Source organism: Mycobacterium sp. WUMAC-067, assembly GCF_020217485.1.
Lineage (GTDB): Bacteria > Actinomycetota > Actinomycetes > Mycobacteriales > Mycobacteriaceae > Mycobacterium.
The window spans coordinates 51,531-66,954 of sequence record NZ_JAEKMI010000015.1; the positions used below are offsets into that span (position 1 = coordinate 51,531).

Below are 15,424 nucleotides of genomic sequence, written 5' to 3' on the forward strand. Positions count from 1 at the left end.
TTTGGCGAAATCCGCCCGCGGCCGACAACGGCTTCTTACTCTAAGTTCTTGCGGTCGTGTCCCGGCGTCGGAGGAGCCATGAGAAGAACAATGCACAGGTCGACCAAGGCGCGCGACCAGTTGTTGGACGAGCTACGCCACGCCTACGAAGGCGGGGCCAGTATCCGCAGCCTGGTTGCCACGACCGGCAGGTCGTACGGGTCGATCCACAGCCTGCTGCGGGAGTCGGGCACCACGATGCGCAGCCGCGGCGGGCCCAACCGGACCGCGAAGGTCGCGCACGCGCGGTGAATCCGCCGAGCGTGAACCCCGCGACAATGAATCGGCGTGTCGTGTCGTGAGATTCACAGTCGGCGCGGCTTAAGTGCGGCGCACCGAGTTCTCCACCAGGTCGAGCACCGAGGCCAGGCGTCGCGGATCCTCGCCGGACGCCAACCGGGCCACAAGGCCGTCGAGCACCAACTCCAGATAGCACCGCAGCACGTCGCCGGGCACGTCGTCGCGCACCCGGTGTGCCTCCGTCTGCCTGCGCAACCGATCGCTGGTCGCCGCCGCCACCTCGGCCGAACGCTCCGCCCACCCGCGGCTGAACGCGGGATCGTTGCGCAGCTTGCGGGCGATCTCCAATCTGGTGGCCAGCCAATCGAACTGGTCGGGCGCGGCGAGCATGTCGCGCATCACCTGAATCAGTCCGGCGCGGGAGGCCACGTCGGCCATCCGCTCGGCGTCCTCATGGGCGAGGGCGAAAAACAGCGCGTCCTTGTCCCGGAAATGGTGGAAGATCGCGCCGCGCGACATCCCGATCGCCTTCTCCAGCCGGCGCACCGTGGCCTTGTCGTAGCCGAATTCGGCAAAGCAGCGGCGGGCGCCGTCGAGGATCTGGCGGCGGCGGGCCGCCAGATGGTCCTCGCTGACCTTGGGCACGAGTGGCTGGGCCGGCTCGCGCTAGTCGGACTTCTGGCCCGACTTGAGCATGTTGCGCAGCACGTACTGCAAAATGCCGCCGTTGCGGTAGTAGTCGGCCTCACCCGGGGTGTCGATGCGCACCACCGCGTCGAATTCGACTGCCTTGCCGCCATCTTTGGCGGCCTTGACCTTCACCGTCTTGGGCGTCTTGCCGTTGTTCAGCTCTTCGATGCCGGTGATGTCGAACACCTCGGTGCCATCCAGGCCCAGGTCCTTGGCCGACTTGCCGTCCGGGAACTGCAACGGGATGACGCCCATGCCGATGAGGTTGGAGCGGTGGATCCGTTCGAACGACTCGGCGATCACCGCGCGCACTCCCAGCAGCCGGGTTCCCTTGGCCGCCCAGTCGCGTGACGACCCCGACCCGTACTCCTTGCCGCCCAGCACCACCAGCGGAATGTCTTGCGCCGCATAGTTTTGCGCCGCGTCGTAGATGAACGCCTGCGGGGCCTTCCCATCTACGGGGTCCTGGGTGAAGTCGCGGGTGTAGCCGCCGGACACGTCGTCGAGCAACAGGTTGCGCAGCCGGATGTTGGCGAAGGTGCCGCGGATCATCACCTCGTGGTTGCCGCGCCGCGAGCCGAAGGAGTTGTAGTCCTTGCGCTCCACGCCGTGCTCGTCGAGATACTGCGCCGCCGGGGTGCCCGGCTTGATGCTGCTGGCGGGGGAGATGTGGTCGGTGGTCACCGAATCACCGAGCAGCGCCAGCACCCGCGCGCCGGTGATGTCGGCGACCGGCTCGGGCTCGGCGGGCATCCCGTCGAAGTACGGGGGCTTGCGCACGTAGGTCGAATCCGAGTTCCACTCAAAGGTGTTGCCGCTCGGCGTGGGCAGGTTGCGCCAGCGCTCGTCGCCCTTGAAGACGTCGGCGTAGTTCTTGGTGAACATCTCCTGGTTGATCGCCGAGGCGATGGTGTCGGAGACGTCCTTCTGCGACGGCCAGATGTCTTTGAGGAAGACGTCATTGCCGTCCTTGTCCTTGCCGAGCGGCTGCTCGTCGAAGTCGAAGTCCATGGTGCCGGCGAGCGCATAGGCGATCACCAGCGGCGGCGACGCCAGGTAGTTCATCTTCACGTCGGGGTTGATGCGGCCCTCGAAGTTGCGGTTGCCCGACAGCACGGCGGCCACCGAAAGGTCGTTGTCGTTGATCGCCTTCGAAATGTCCTCGGGCAGCGGGCCGGAGTTACCGATGCACGTGGTGCAGCCGTAGCCGACCAGATAGAAGCCCAACTTCTCCAGATACGGCCACAGGCCGGCCTTGTCGTAATAGTCGTGGACCACCTGGGAGCCCGGTGCCATGGTGGTTTTCACCCATGGCTTGGAGACCAAGCCCTTTTCGACGGCGTTGCGCGCCAGCAGCGCCGCGCCCAGCATCACCTCGGGGTTGGAGGTGTTGGTGCACGACGTGACGGCGGCGATCACCACCGCGCCGTGGTCGAGCACGAACTCGCCGAGTTCGTCGGACTTCACCGTCACCGGGCTGCTCACGCGGCCCTTGGAGTGCGCGGCGGCCGACTGCACCTTGTGGTCGTCGGCGTGGCCGTTGGTCGCCTGCCCCGGGTCACTGGCCGGGAACGACTCATCGACGACCTCGTCGAGCTTGGAGTATTCCTTCTTGTCGGGGTCGTCACCGACGTAGTCGCAAATCTGCTCGCGGAACGTGGATTTCGCGTCGGACAGCGCGATCCGGTCCTGCGGACGCTTGGGGCCGGCGATGGACGGCACGACGTCGGACAGGTCGAGTTCGATGTATTCGGAGTACTCGGGCTCGTGCTTCGGGTTGTGCCACATGCCCTGTTCCTTGGCGTAGGCCTCGACCAGCGCCAGCTGCTCGTCGTTGCGGCCGGTGAACTTCAGATAAGAGATCGTCTCCTCGTCGACCGGGAAAATGGCTGCGGTGGAACCGAATTCGGGGCTCATGTTGCCCAAGGTCGCGCGGTTGGCCAGCGGCACCTCGGCCACGCCCTCGCCGTAGAACTCGACGAACTTGCCGACCACTCCGTGCTTGCGCAGCATCTCGGTCACGGTCAGCACGACGTCGGTCGCCGTCACGCCGGGCTGGATCTCGCCGGTCAGCTTGAAGCCGACCACGCGGGGGATCAGCATCGACACCGGCTGACCGAGCATCGCGGCCTCGGCCTCGATGCCTCCCACGCCCCAGCCGAGCACGCCGAGGCCGTTGACCATCGTGGTGTGCGAGTCGGTCCCCACGCAGGTGTCGGGGTAGGCCACGCCGTCGCGTTCCATCACGACGCTGGCCAGGTATTCGATGTTGACCTGATGCACGATGCCGGTGCCCGGGGGCACCACCTTGAAGTCCTGGAATGCGCCTTGCCCCCAGCGCAGGAACTGGTAGCGCTCCCCGTTGCGCTCGTACTCGATCTCGACGTTGCGCTCGAACGCGTTGGCCGTGCCGAACAGGTCGGCGATCACGGAGTGGTCGATCACCAGGTCGGCCGGCGCGAGCGGGTTGACCTTTTCCGGGTTGCCGCCGAGCTCGCCGATGGCCTCGCGCATGGTGGCCAGGTCGACGATGCACGGCACGCCGGTGAAGTCCTGCATCACGACGCGGGCCGGGGTGTACTGGATCTCAATGCTGGGCTCCGCCTTGGGATCCCAGTTCGCGATGGCCTCGATGTGGTCTTTGGTGATGTTGCTGCCGTCCTCGTTGCGCAGCAGGTTCTCGGCCAGCACTTTGAGGCTGTAGGGGAGCTTCTCGGTATTGGGGACGGCGTCGAGGCGATAGATCTGGTAACTCTTGTCGCCGACCTCGAGGGTGTTGCGGGCTCCGAACGAGTTCACAGAATCAGTCACTTCAACTCCCAAGGATTTAGTTCTCCCGCCGACGGGCTGGTGTCGGCGGATCGTCCAAAACGATCATGCAACTTTAACAGTACGCTTGTCCTGCATTACGACGGCAGTCCTGATTGCAGTCTTATCGCGGTGGCCACCGGTTTAAACCTCCGCGAACGCGCCAATCTCGTCGAGTTGGATCGCGGGGCGAGCGCCGCCGGGCGCAATACGGCACCCTCGCGTCGCGTACGGTGCCTCTAGCACTACGGCAGGAGGCGCAGATGACCGGGCAAGACTCTCTCGGACCGCTGCCGCAAACGGTTCCGGTCCTCCCGACCTACATTCCGGTGGACGTCGACATGACGATGGTCAAGGCCCAGGTCGCCGCCACCGGGGTCAGCGCTCCGCCGGCGGCCATGCCCGGACTGCTCGAGGTGGTCAACCAGGCGCACGCCGAGGGCATCAACCTCAAGATCGTGCTGCTCGACCACAACCCCCCGAACGACACCCCGCTGCGCGACATCTCGACGGTGGTCGGCGCCGACTACCACGACGCCACCGTCCTGACGCTGAGCCCGAGTTACGTCGGCAGCTACAGCACGCAGTTCCCGCGCGTCACCCTGGAGGCCGGCGAGGACATCGCCAAGACGGGCAACCCGGTGGTCTCGGCGCAGCATTTCCTGCACGAGCTGGACACGCCCGAGTTTCCCTGGACCGGCCTGACGATCTTCCTGCTGATCGCGGTCTTCGCCGCCGCCGTCGGCACCCGGTTGCTGCAGGTGCGCAGCACGCGCTCAGCAACCTCGGACGACACCGCGACCGCTGAGGACGTCGAGGCCAATACCGGGTCCTGACGACTCGCGGCTAATTCGGCAAACGGGGCAGGTCACCGTTCGGTCACATTAAACGCACGTAGAGAGTGCGATTTCGGTGGAGCGTTTGCGCGCCCACCCATGTGACGTACGGTGCAAATGATGCTGGTGTTGTCTTTGGCGCCTTACGAGAATGCTGTGGCCGGCGCCGCCCGTCGCGTCGAGCCGTAGGAGACCTGAGTCGAATGAGACGCACACGCTGGGGGTCTTCCGCGCGACCGGCCGCAAGGCTGATGCGGCCTCTCGTTCCATCGGTGCTGAGCGTGGCCTTCTTGGTGTGCACCCCGGGACTGGCGCAGGCCGATCCCACCGCCGACAACCTGGCCTCGCTGATCGCGAACGTCGCCAAGGCCAACCAGCGCCTGCAGAACCTGAGTGCCGAAATCCAGACCGAGCAGGAAAGCGTCAACAAGGCCTTGGTCGACGTGGAGACCGCGCGGGACAATGCGGCCACCGCCCAACACGATCTGGAGACCAGCCAGCAGGCGGTCAAGGACGCCAACGCGGCGATCGCCGGGGCGCAGCAGCGCTTCAACACCTTCGCCGCGGCCACCTATATGAATGGACCGTCGAGCAGCTACCTGACCGCCAGCAGCCCCGACGACATCATCGCCACCGAAGCTGCGGCCAAGAACCTGACCGCCAGTTCGCAGACCGTGATGGCCAAGCTGCAGCAGGCCCGCACCGAGCAGCTGAACAAGGAATCGGCGGCGCGGCTGGCCAAGCAGAACGCCGACAAGGCCGCCGCCGACGCCAAGTCCAGCCAGGATGCCGCCGTCGCGGCGCTGACCAACTCCAGGCAGAAGTTCGACGAGCAGCGCGAGGACATGATGCGGCTGGCCGCCGAGCGGAACCAGGCGCAGGCCAAGCTCGAGGCGGCCAAGCGCGAGGCCGCCGCCCGGCAAGGGTCGACCGGCCCGGGCGCGTCGGGCGATCGGTGGGAGACGGGAACGCCCGGCGCGGCGGCGCCGTCGGGCGGGGCCCGCAAGTGGGACGGCGCCTGGGACCCCACGTTGCCGATGGTCCCGAGCGCCAACATCCCCGGCGACCCGATCGCGGTGATCAACCAGGTGCTGGGCATCTCGGCCACCTCGACACAGGTCACCGCCGGCCTCGGCCGCAATTTCCTGCAGCAGATGGGCATCCTCAAGCCCGACGACACCGGCATCACCAACGCGACGCCGGGCGGGGTCGGGGGGCGGATCCCCCGGGTCTACGGGCGGCAGGCCACCGAGTACGTGATCCGGCGCGGCATGTCGCAGATCGGTGTGCCCTACTCCTGGGGTGGCGGCAACGCGGCCGGCCCGAGCAAGGGAATCGACTCCGGGGCCGGCATCACCGGCTTCGACTGTTCGGGTCTGGTTCTGTATTCGTTCGCCGGGGTGGGCATCAAGCTGCCGCACTACTCGGGCTCGCAGTACAACCTGGGCCGAAAGATCCCGTCCTCGCAGATGCGCCGCGGCGACGTCATCTTCTACGGCCCGGGCGGCAGCCAGCACGTGACGATCTACCTCGGCGACGGCCAGATGCTCGAGGCTCCCGACATCGGGTTGAAGGTTCGCGTCGCCCCGGTCCGCACCAGCGGCATGACCCCCTACGTGGTCCGCTACATCGAATGGTGATCGAGTGAGAACTGAACGGGAAGTCATGCGCCGCAAGCGGTTTCGTCTCATCAACTTCGCCTGGATCACCGCCGTGGTGACCGGGCTGTTGCTTTCTGTGGCCGCCCCGGCTCCGGTGGCCACGGCCGACCCCGGCGCGTGGGATCCCACCCTGCCGGCCCAGATCAGCGCCGGCGCCCCGGGCGATCCGCTCGCCGTCGCCAACGCCTCGCTGCAGGCCACCGCCCAGGCCACCCAGACCACGTTCAACTTGGGCAAGCAGTTCCTGGGCGGGCTCGGGATCAACATCGGCGGCGATCCCCCTCCCAGCGCGGCGACCCCGTCGAACCCCGGCGGCAAGATCCCGCGGGTCTACGGCCGGCAGGCCATCGAGTACGTCATCAAGCGCATGGGGTCGCAGATGGGCGTGCCCTACTCGTGGGGCGGCGGCTCGCTGGACGGCCCCAGCAAGGGCGTCGGCGACGGCGCCAACATCACCGGCTTCGACTGCTCAGGGCTGATGCGCTACGGCTTCGCCGGCGTCGGGGTGCTGATCCCGCGGTTCTCCGGTGACCAGTACAACGCCGGGCGCCACATCCCGCCGGATCAGGCCCGGCGCGGCGACCTGATCTTCTACGGCCCGAACGGCGGCCAGCACGTGACCATGTACCTGGGCAACGGCCAGATGCTGGAGGCCTCCGGCAGCGCCGGAAAGGTGACGGTCAGCCCCGTTCGTAAGCCCGGCATGACGCCGTTTTTGACCAGGATCATCGAGTACTGATCGCAGGCCGGCGAACCCGCGCCGTCGACGGAATTCGGCGGGCCTGGAATAGTTGGACGAGGGCACGTCGCTGCCCGGCAGTCGTGTCCGTTTGAGCGTGGAGGGTTCTTGATGACAGCAGCAGGTGGGCCGCCGCCAGGCGCCAGTGGTTACTCGGGCCCGGGCGGGCAATCAGGTTCGCCGGCTCACGAAGCGCCGACGGGTGGGGGTAACGGGCTCGCCGCCGAGGTCCAGACCCTGGAGCGGGCCATCTTCGAGGTCAAGCGCATCATCGTCGGCCAGGACCAGCTGGTGGAGCGGATGCTGGTCGGGCTGTTGTCCAAGGGCCACGTGCTGCTCGAGGGCGTGCCCGGCGTGGCCAAGACGCTGGCCGTCGAGACGTTCGCCAAGGTGGTCGGCGGGACGTTCGCGCGCATCCAGTTCACGCCCGACCTGGTGCCCACCGACATCATCGGTACCCGCATCTACCGTCAGGGCAAGGAGGAGTTCGACACCGAACTCGGCCCGGTGGTGGTCAACTTCCTGCTCGCCGACGAGATCAACCGCGCGCCCGCCAAGGTGCAGTCGGCGCTGCTGGAGGTCATGCAGGAACGCCACGTGTCCATCGGCGGCAAGACCTTCTCGCTGCCCAACCCGTTCCTGGTGATGGCCACCCAAAACCCGATCGAGCACGAGGGCGTGTACCCGCTGCCCGAGGCGCAGCGCGACCGCTTCCTGTTCAAGATCAACGTCGGCTACCCGTCGCCGGAAGAGGAGCGCGAGATCATCTACCGGATGGGCGTGCGGCCGCCGGAGCCCAAGCAGATCCTCAACACCGGGGACCTGCTGCGGCTGCAGGACATCGCGGCCAACGTCTTCGTACACCACGCGCTGGTGGACTACGTGGTGCGCGTGGTGACCGCCACCCGTCATCCCGAACAGCTCGGCATGAACGACGTCAAGACGTGGATCTCTTTCGGTGCGTCCCCGCGCGCCTCGCTGGGCATCATCGCCGCCTCCCGGTCGCTGGCGCTGGTCCGCGGCCGCGACTACGTGATTCCGCAAGATGTCGTCGACGTCATTCCCGACGTCCTGCGGCACCGGCTGGTGCTGACCTATGACGCGCTGGCCGACGAGATCTCGCCGGAGATCGTCATCAACCGGGTGCTGCAGACGGTTGCCCTGCCTCAGGTGAATGCCGTTCCGCAGCAAGGGCATTCGGTGCCCCCGGTGATGCAACCCGCCGGCGCGGCCAGCGGTCGGTGACGGACCCCAAGCGCCCGGCGGTGGTCCATCCGCCGTCGATGCAGCGCGGGCAGATCGATGACCCGAAGCTGTCGGCGGCGCTGCGCACCCTCGAGCTCACCGTCAAGCGCAAGCTCGACGGCGTGCTGCACGGCGATCACCTCGGGCTGATCCCGGGCCCGGGCTCCGAGCCGGGGGAGTCGCGCGAGTATCAGCCCGGCGACGACGTCCGCCGCATGGACTGGGCCGTCACCGCGCGCACCACCCATCCCCACGTTCGGCAGATGATCGCCGACCGCGAGCTGGAAACCTGGTTGGTGGTGGACATGTCGGCCAGCCTGGACTTCGGCACCACCGTGTGCGAGAAGCGGGACCTGGCGGTGGCGGCCGCGGCCGCGATCACCTTCCTCAACAGCGGCGGCGGCAACCGGCTCGGCGCGATCGTCTCGACCGGCGCGAACATCACCCGGGTGCCCGCCCGCTCGGGGCGCCAGCATGAACAGACCCTGTTGCGCACCATCGCCACCACGCCCCGCGCGCCGGTGGGGGTGCGCGGCGACCTGGCGACGGCGATCGACGCGCTGCGCCGCCCGGAACGCCGCCGCGGCATGGCGGTGATCATCAGCGACTTCCTGGGGCCGATCAACTGGATGCGCCCGTTGCGCGCGGTCGCGGCCCGGCACGAGGTGCTGGCCATCGAGGTGCTCGACCCCCGCGACGTCGAACTGCCCGACATCGGCGACGTGGTGCTGCAGGACGCCGAGTCGGGCGTCACCCGCGAGTTCACCATCGACGCTCAGCTGCGCGACGACTTCGCCAAGGCCGCCGCGGCGCACCGCGCCGACGTGGCGCGCACCATCCGCAGCTGCGGCGCTCCGGTCCTGACGCTGCGCACCGACCGCGACTGGATCGCCGACATCGTGCGGTTCGTGGAATCCCGCCGGCGCGGGGCAATGGCGGGGCGGCAGTGACTCGGATATGAGCTTGCCGCTCCTGGGCCCGATGTCGTTGTCGGGCTTCGAACATTCGTGGTTCTTCCTGTTCCTGTTGGTCGTCTTCGGGCTGGCCGCGCTCTACATCCTGATGCAGTTGGCGCGGCAGCGGCGCATGCTGCGGTTCGCCAACATGGAGCTGCTGGAAAGCGTTGCGCCCAAACGGCCGTCGACGTGGCGGCATGTGCCGGCGATCCTGCTCGTCGCGTCGCTGGTGTTGTTCACGATCGCGATGGCGGGCCCGACGAACGACGTCCGCATTCCCCGCAACCGTGCGGTCGTGATGCTGGTGATCGACGTGTCGCAGTCGATGCGCGCCACCGACGTGCAACCCAACCGGATGGCGGCCGCGCAAGAGGCCGCCAAGCAGTTCGCCGACGAGCTGACCCCGGGCATCAACCTGGGGCTGATCGCCTATGCCGGGACCGCGACGGTGCTGGTGTCGCCGACGACCAACCGGGACTCGACCAAGGCTGCGCTGGACAAGCTGCAGTTCGCCGACCGCACCGCCACCGGGGAGGGCATCTTCACCGCGCTGCAGGCCATCGCGACGGTGGGCGCGGTGATCGGCGGCGGCGACAAGCCGCCGCCGGCGCGCATCGTGTTGTTCTCCGACGGCAAGGAGACGATGCCGACCAACCCGGACAACCCGAAGGGTGCCTTCACCGCCGCGCGCACCGCCAAGGACCAGGGCGTGCCGATCTCGACGATCTCGTTCGGCACCCCGTACGGCTTCGTCGAGATCAACGACCAGCGCCAGCCGGTGCCGGTCGACGACGAGACGCTCAAGAAGGTGGCCCAGCTCTCGGGCGGAAACGCCTACAACGCAGCGTCGTTGCAGGAGCTGAAGTCCGTCTACGCGACCCTGCAGCAGCAGATCGGCTACGAGACGATCAAGGGCGACGCGAGCGTGGGCTGGGTGCGGCTCGGAGCGCTGGTGTTGGCGTTGGCCGCGCTGGCGGCGCTGCTCATCAACCGCAGGCTGCCGACGTAGTTTTCGCCCGCGAGCGTAACCTGGCTGCGATTTTCGGCCCAATTTTTCGCAGTGCGGTTACGCTCGCGAGGCTCGGGCGTCGCGCACCCGGCGAATGATGTCGGCGGGATGGTGCTCGGCGATGACGCGGACGACGATCCATCCGTAACGTTCGAGCATCTCGAGCCGGGCGATGTCCTTGGCGTATTGCGTGCGAACAGACCGATGATGGTCGCCGTCATACTCGACCGCCACCTTGATGTCCTCCCAGCCCATGTCCAAATATGCCTCGGCCCAACCCCATTCGTTGCGTACGGCGATCTGAGTCTGCGGCCGCGGGAAACCGGCATCGATCAACAACAGGCGCAGCCACGTCTCCTTCGGGGACTGGGCCCCGCCGTCTACCAGTTCGAGAACCGCCCGCGCGGCCCTGAGGCCGCGTCGGCCGCGGTAGCGGTCCGTGAGCACCTCGACGTCGGCCATCTTCAGCTCAGTCGCTTGCACCAGCGCATCGATGGCGGCGACCGCGGTGCGCTTGGGGTACCGCCTCGCGAGGTCGAGCGCCGTCCGCGCCGGGGAGCTCACGCGCATCTCGCCGACGATGGCGATCTCGTCGGGCTCGATGCCTTCTTGCCACACCTGCACTCCCGGAGCGGGGCGACGATTGCCGTCGATGATGCACGCGGGAAGCGCCGGGTCGATCCATTTGGCGCCGTGCAGCGCAGACGCGGACAGCCCGGCGAGGATGCCCCGGCGGCGAGACCTCAGCAACATGCCTTCGCGCGCACTAATGCGGTCACTTGGACATCCTTGGGCAGGTACACGTCTTTGTGCAGCCGCACATACCGGCTGCGCAGCTCATAGGGCGTCAATGCGCCGATAGTCAGGGCTTCGCTGCCCAGGAAGGGATCGGTCATGGCGGAAAGTGTGCTGAGTCACACCGACATAGGCCCGCGAGCGTAACCACACTGCGAAAATCCGGCCCGAAAATCGCAGCCTGGTTACATTCGCGGGCGAAAGGGGTGCGGAAGGGGGGCGAGAGGGGCAAAAGGGGGACGTGGGAAATGGGGGAGGTTTCGGCCAGCGTGAGCCGAAGCGATAGGTTGACGGGGTGACTGACACGGCCACCGAGAACACCACCGAAAGTGCTGCCGACTACGGCAGACCCGCATTCGTAGCCCGCTCCGTCCTGGTTACCGGAGGAAACCGGGGCATCGGTCTGGCGATCGCGCAGCGGCTGGCCGCCGACGGGCACAAGGTGGCAATCACGCACCGCGGATCCGGGGCGCCCGAGGGGTTGTTCGGCGTCGTGTGCGACGTCACCGACAACGAGGCCGTCGACCGCGCCTTCAAGGAGGTCGAGGAGCACCAGGGGCCGGTTGAGGTGCTGGTGTCCAATGCCGGCATATCCAAGGACGCATTCCTCATCCGGATGACCGAGGAGCGGTTCGAGGAGGTCATCAACGCCAACCTCACGGGGGCGTTCCGGGTGACCCAGCGCGCCGCGCGCAGCATGCAGAAAAAGCGGTTCGGCCGCATCATCTTCATCGGCTCGGTCTCCGGCAGCTGGGGCATCGGCAACCAGTCCAACTACGCCGCCGCCAAGGCCGGCCTGATCGGCATGGCCCGCTCGATCTCCCGGGAGCTGTCCAAGGCCAACGTGACCGCGAATGTGGTGGCGCCGGGCTACATCGACACCGAGATGACCCGCGCCTTGGACGAGCGCATCCAGGAGGGTGCGCTGGACTTCATCCCGGCCAAGCGGGTCGGCACCGCCGCCGAGGTCGCCGGGGTGGTCAGCTTCCTGGCGTCCGAGGACGCCAGCTACATCGCCGGCGCGGTCATCCCGGTCGACGGTGGCATGGGCATGGGCCACTGAGTTCAACGACGGCACAACGACTTTAAGGACGGACATGGCTGGACTGCTCGACGGCAAAAGGATTCTGATCTCGGGGATCATCACCGACTCGTCGATTGCGTTTCACATCGCCAAGGCGGCCCAGGAGGCCGGGGCGCAGTTGGTGCTGACCGGTTTCGACCGGTTGCGCCTCATTCAGCGCATCGCCGACCGGCTGCCGGAGAAGGCGCCGCTGATCGAGCTCGACGTGCAGAACGAGGAGCACCTGAACTCCCTCGCCGAGCGGGTGACCGCCGAGATCGGCGAGGGCAACAAGCTCGACGGCGTGGTGCACTCGATCGGCTTCATGCCGCAGACGGGAATGGGCGTCAACCCGTTCTTCGACGCGCCCTACGAGGACGTCTCGAAAGGCATTCACATCTCGGCGTATTCGTACGCCTCGCTGGCCAAGGCGGCCCTGCCCATCATGAACCCGGGTGGTTCCATCGTCGGCATGGACTTCGACCCGAGCCGCGCGATGCCCGCCTACAACTGGATGACGGTCGCCAAGAGCGCGCTGGAATCGGTGAACCGGTTTGTCGCGCGTGAGGCGGGCAAGTTCGGCGTGCGCTCCAATCTCGTTGCCGCGGGCCCGATCCGGACCCTGGCCATGAGCGCGATCGTCGGTGGCGCGCTCGGCGAGGAGGCCGGCGCGCAGATGCAGCTGCTCGAGGAGGGCTGGGACCAGCGCGCCCCGATCGGCTGGAACATGAAGGACCCGACGCCGGTCGCCAAGACGGTGTGCGCGCTGCTGTCGGACTGGCTGCCGGCGACGACGGGGACGATCATCTACGCCGACGGTGGCGCAAGCACCCAATTGCTTTAAAGCCTAATGGAATTCGACGCCGTCCTGCTGCTGTCCTTCGGTGGGCCGGAGGGTCCCGAGCAGGTTCGGCCGTTCTTGGAGAACGTCACCCGGGGCCGAAACGCGCCGCCGGAACGGCTCGACGACGTCGCCGAGCACTACCTGCATTTCGGCGGGGTGTCGCCGATCAATCGGATCAACCTGGCGCTGATCGAGCAGTTGCGCGCCGAACTGGCCAACCGCGGCCTGGACGTGCCGGTCTATTTCGGCAACCGCAACTGGGAGCCCTACGTCGAGGACACCGTCGTGAGCATGCGCGACAACGGGATTCGCCGGGCGGCGGTGTTCACCACGTCGGCGTGGAGCGGCTATTCCAGCTGCACCCAATACGTCGAGGACATCGCCCGCGCGCGGCGGGCCGCCGGGCCGGGCGCGCCCGAATTGGTCAAGCTGCGCCCGTATTTCGACCATCCGCTGTTCGTCGAGATGTTCGCCGGGGCGATCGGCGCCGCGGCCAAAAAGGCTCCCGGCGCGCGGCTGGTGTTCACCGCGCATTCGATCCCGGTCGCCGCCGACGAGCGGCTGGGCCCGCGACTGTACAGCCGCCAAGTCGACTACGCCGCAAGGCTTGTGGCGACCGCCGCCGGATACGCCGACTACGACCTGGTGTGGCAGTCGCGGTCGGGGCCGCCCCAGGTTCCGTGGCTTGAGCCCGACGTCGCCGATCACCTGGCGAACCTGGCCCAGGCGGGCACCACGGCCGTCCTCGTGTGCCCGATCGGGTTTGTGGCCGACCACATCGAAGTGGTGTGGGACCTCGACCACGAGTTGGCGTTGCAGGCCGAGGCGGCGGGGATGACCATGGTGCGGGCGTCAACGCCCAACGCGCACCCGCGTTTTGCGCAAATGGTCGTCGACCTGATCGACGAATTGCGTTACGGCCGGGCGCCGGAACGGGTGACTGGTCCCGATCCGGTACCCGGGTGCCTCGCGAGCGTCGACGGCGCGCCATGCGGGCCGCCGCACTGCGCGGCCCGCTATCAGAACTAGTCGGCCCAGGCCGAGTGCAGGATCGCGGTCACGGCGGCCATCCGCGCCGAGCGCACCACGGCGGTCAGCGGTCGCAGCGCGTCGCTGGCGATGCGGGCCTCCGAAGACGATTGCGTGCCGAGCGGTTCGAGGCCGGCCGCGATGGGCGCGGCGAAACGGTCCGGTGAGTCGGACCGGCTCAACCCCGAGCTGACCGCGATGATGGCGTCGACATGCGCGGCGTTTTCCAGCACCCGCAACGCGCGTGAGGGTGCGTGATCCGGAATGCGGTGTTGCCGTGCCGATTCCAGCAATTGCTCGACCAGTCCCCGCGGATCGTCGACGTCGGCCGCGGCCGATCCCAGCCCGATGGTGCCCAGCGCGTCGGCGGCCGAGCGCACGGCGGACCGCAGCGTGTACTCGGCGTCGCCGAGTTCGTAGTGGTCGAGTATCGGCGCGCCGGGTAGCGAGTACACCGTCCACGTCAGCGCGCACAGTTCCGCCAGGCCCGTCTCGTAGTCGTCGGGCGCGTCGTCGTCGTCCTGATAGGAGAATTCGGGGACCAGGCCGATGGCAGTCGCGGGGTTGCGGGGATTGGCGATGATGATCGCCTCACCGGCGGCCAGCGCGTCGCGCTCGAACTGCGTCCCCGGGGTCAGACCGCGCACATCGCCCGGTACCGGCAAAACCACGTTGATCGTCCCGCGCATCGGCGGAGGCAGCCCCGGCGTCGACGTCGGGCGACCCACCGCGGCGCGCAGAGTCTGCAGCAGCGTGACCGTCCCGGCGTCGTTCACATCGGGCCATGGCAGCCCGGTATGACCCGCCGCGACGGCATCATACGCGGTCACCGATTGCTTTGGCGCCCAAACGGATAACGCGTCCAGGACGTCGTCGGGCGCGGCCTTTCCCGCGAGCCAGGCATTGGCCCACAGGGACAGCGAAACACTGGGACACCACACCAGACGCAGTGTAGTTGTTTTGCCCCGCAAAGGCCGATCACGCGTATCCTTGCCGCATGCACGCCGCGCTGCTTTGGCTAATATTCGCGCTGGTGCTGGCCGGTGCGGAGGCGCTCACCGGTCATATGTTTTTGGTGATGCTCGGTGGCGGCGCGCTGGCCGCGGCGCTCACCAGTTGGTTGCTGGATTCTCCGGTGTGGGTGGACGGCGCGGTGTTCCTGGTCGTCTCGGTGCTGCTGCTGGTGCTGGTTCGCCCGCCGCTGCGGCGACGGCTGACACCGTCGAACGTGCCGCGCTTGGGAATCGAGGCGCTGGAGGGCAAAACCGCGCTGGTGCTCGAGCGCGTGGCCCGGGACAACGGCCAGGTGAAGCTCGACGGCCAGGTGTGGACCGCGCGTCCGCTCGACGAGAACGACGTCTACGAACCGGGCGAGCCGGTCACCGTGATGCAGATCGACGGCGCCACCGCGGTGGTCTTCAGGGCCGGCCTGTAGGGCCGCGAGAACGGCTGCGAAAGAAGGGAACTCCC

General features: G+C 67.6%; 13 protein-coding genes and 2 pseudogenes. 11 read left to right on the plus strand and 4 right to left on the minus strand.

What is annotated here, in order from left to right:
• Nucleotides 1-90: 90 nt before the first annotated feature.
• Nucleotides 91-291, plus strand: a complete 201-nt coding sequence (locus JF781_RS13045; RefSeq protein WP_225328642.1) for a helix-turn-helix domain-containing protein — start codon at nucleotides 91-93, stop codon at nucleotides 289-291.
• A 69-nt stretch (nucleotides 292-360) separates the two neighbouring features.
• Here JF781_RS13045 and JF781_RS13050 read toward each other — a convergent pair whose 3' ends face one another.
• Nucleotides 361-924 carry a TetR/AcrR family transcriptional regulator gene (locus JF781_RS13050; protein ID WP_225328643.1) on the minus strand — a complete coding sequence of 188 codons (564 nt, stop codon included), beginning with the start codon at nucleotides 922-924 and terminating at the stop codon, nucleotides 361-363.
• Between the two features lie 21 nt (nucleotides 925-945).
• Nucleotides 946-3,780 carry an aconitate hydratase AcnA gene (gene acnA / locus JF781_RS13055; RefSeq protein WP_225328644.1) on the minus strand — a complete coding sequence of 945 codons (2,835 nt, stop codon included), beginning with the start codon at nucleotides 3,778-3,780 and terminating at the stop codon, nucleotides 946-948.
• A 260-nt stretch (nucleotides 3,781-4,040) separates the two neighbouring features.
• On the opposite strand from acnA, the gene JF781_RS13060 reads away from it, so the two are divergent.
• From JF781_RS13060 to JF781_RS13085, 6 genes are all read left to right on the plus strand, one after another.
• Nucleotides 4,041-4,613, plus strand: a complete 573-nt coding sequence (locus tag JF781_RS13060) for a DUF6676 family protein (RefSeq protein ID WP_225328645.1) — start codon at nucleotides 4,041-4,043, stop codon at nucleotides 4,611-4,613.
• Nucleotides 4,614-4,816: 203 nt separating this feature from the next.
• Complete coding sequence (ripA, locus tag JF781_RS13065) at nucleotides 4,817-6,253, plus strand: NlpC/P60 family peptidoglycan endopeptidase RipA (RefSeq protein ID WP_225328646.1); 1,437 nt, start codon at nucleotides 4,817-4,819, stop codon at nucleotides 6,251-6,253.
• 25 nt (nucleotides 6,254-6,278) lie between these two features.
• Nucleotides 6,279-7,013, plus strand: a complete 735-nt coding sequence (gene ripB, locus JF781_RS13070) for an NlpC/P60 family peptidoglycan endopeptidase RipB (RefSeq protein ID WP_225328659.1) — start codon at nucleotides 6,279-6,281, stop codon at nucleotides 7,011-7,013.
• A gap of 111 nt (nucleotides 7,014-7,124) precedes the next feature.
• On the plus strand, nucleotides 7,125-8,258 hold the full coding sequence (locus tag JF781_RS13075) for a MoxR family ATPase (protein ID WP_225328647.1): 1,134 nt from the start codon (nucleotides 7,125-7,127) through the stop codon (nucleotides 8,256-8,258).
• Entirely contained in the window at nucleotides 8,255-9,208 is a 954-nt protein-coding gene (locus tag JF781_RS13080; RefSeq protein ID WP_225328648.1) for a DUF58 domain-containing protein, read from the plus strand. Before JF781_RS13075 ends, JF781_RS13080 begins: the two co-directional genes overlap by 4 nt.
• 7 nt (nucleotides 9,209-9,215) lie before the next feature.
• Nucleotides 9,216-10,223 (plus strand): VWA domain-containing protein, encoded by a 1,008-nt coding sequence (locus JF781_RS13085; protein WP_225328649.1) that lies wholly within the window; start codon nucleotides 9,216-9,218, stop codon nucleotides 10,221-10,223.
• A gap of 57 nt (nucleotides 10,224-10,280) precedes the next feature.
• Here JF781_RS13085 and JF781_RS13090 read toward each other — a convergent pair.
• Nucleotides 10,281-11,119: pseudogene (locus JF781_RS13090) on the minus strand (hypothetical protein).
• A 194-nt stretch (nucleotides 11,120-11,313) separates the two neighbouring features.
• Here JF781_RS13090 and fabG1 point away from each other — a divergent pair.
• The 3 genes and pseudogenes from fabG1 to JF781_RS13105 all read left to right on the plus strand — a co-directional run.
• Complete coding sequence (gene fabG1 / locus JF781_RS13095; RefSeq protein WP_225328650.1) at nucleotides 11,314-12,081, plus strand: 3-oxoacyl-ACP reductase FabG1; 768 nt, start codon at nucleotides 11,314-11,316, stop codon at nucleotides 12,079-12,081.
• A 34-nt stretch (nucleotides 12,082-12,115) separates the two neighbouring features.
• The gene (gene inhA, locus JF781_RS13100) at nucleotides 12,116-12,925 is read left to right on the plus strand and encodes an NADH-dependent enoyl-ACP reductase InhA (RefSeq protein ID WP_225328651.1); all 810 of its coding nucleotides are present in this window, start codon (nucleotides 12,116-12,118) and stop codon (nucleotides 12,923-12,925) included.
• Between the two features lie 6 nt (nucleotides 12,926-12,931).
• Nucleotides 12,932-13,982: pseudogene (locus JF781_RS13105) on the plus strand (ferrochelatase); the annotation flags it as partial.
• Here the strand turns inward: JF781_RS13105 and JF781_RS13110 are convergent.
• A complete protein-coding gene (locus tag JF781_RS13110; protein ID WP_225328652.1) occupies nucleotides 13,951-14,895 on the minus strand; it encodes a hypothetical protein in 945 nt (314 codons plus the stop codon). The pseudogene JF781_RS13105 and the gene JF781_RS13110 overlap by 32 nt on opposite strands.
• Before the next feature lie 56 nt (nucleotides 14,896-14,951).
• Here JF781_RS13110 and JF781_RS13115 point away from each other — a divergent pair, with 56 nt between their 5' ends.
• On the plus strand, nucleotides 14,952-15,389 hold the full coding sequence (locus JF781_RS13115; RefSeq protein ID WP_225328653.1) for an NfeD family protein: 438 nt from the start codon (nucleotides 14,952-14,954) through the stop codon (nucleotides 15,387-15,389).
• The last annotated feature ends 35 nt before the right edge of the window (nucleotides 15,390-15,424 follow it).

Bases quoted from the DNA above. Each gene is read 5' to 3' on its own strand.
- JF781_RS13045 (WP_225328642.1), top strand. From the start codon at position 91: ATGCACAGGTCGACCAAGGCGCGCGACCAGTTGTTGGACGAGCTACGC.
- JF781_RS13060 (WP_225328645.1), top strand. From the start codon at position 4,041: ATGACCGGGCAAGACTCTCTCGGACCGCTGCCGCAAACGGTTCCGGTC.
- ripA (WP_225328646.1), top strand. From the start codon at position 4,817: ATGAGACGCACACGCTGGGGGTCTTCCGCGCGACCGGCCGCAAGGCTG.
- ripB (WP_225328659.1), top strand. From the start codon at position 6,279: ATGCGCCGCAAGCGGTTTCGTCTCATCAACTTCGCCTGGATCACCGCC.
- JF781_RS13075 (WP_225328647.1), top strand. From the start codon at position 7,125: ATGACAGCAGCAGGTGGGCCGCCGCCAGGCGCCAGTGGTTACTCGGGC.
- JF781_RS13085 (WP_225328649.1), top strand. From the start codon at position 9,216: ATGAGCTTGCCGCTCCTGGGCCCGATGTCGTTGTCGGGCTTCGAACAT.
- inhA (WP_225328651.1), top strand. From the start codon at position 12,116: ATGGCTGGACTGCTCGACGGCAAAAGGATTCTGATCTCGGGGATCATC.
- JF781_RS13115 (WP_225328653.1), top strand. From the start codon at position 14,952: ATGCACGCCGCGCTGCTTTGGCTAATATTCGCGCTGGTGCTGGCCGGT.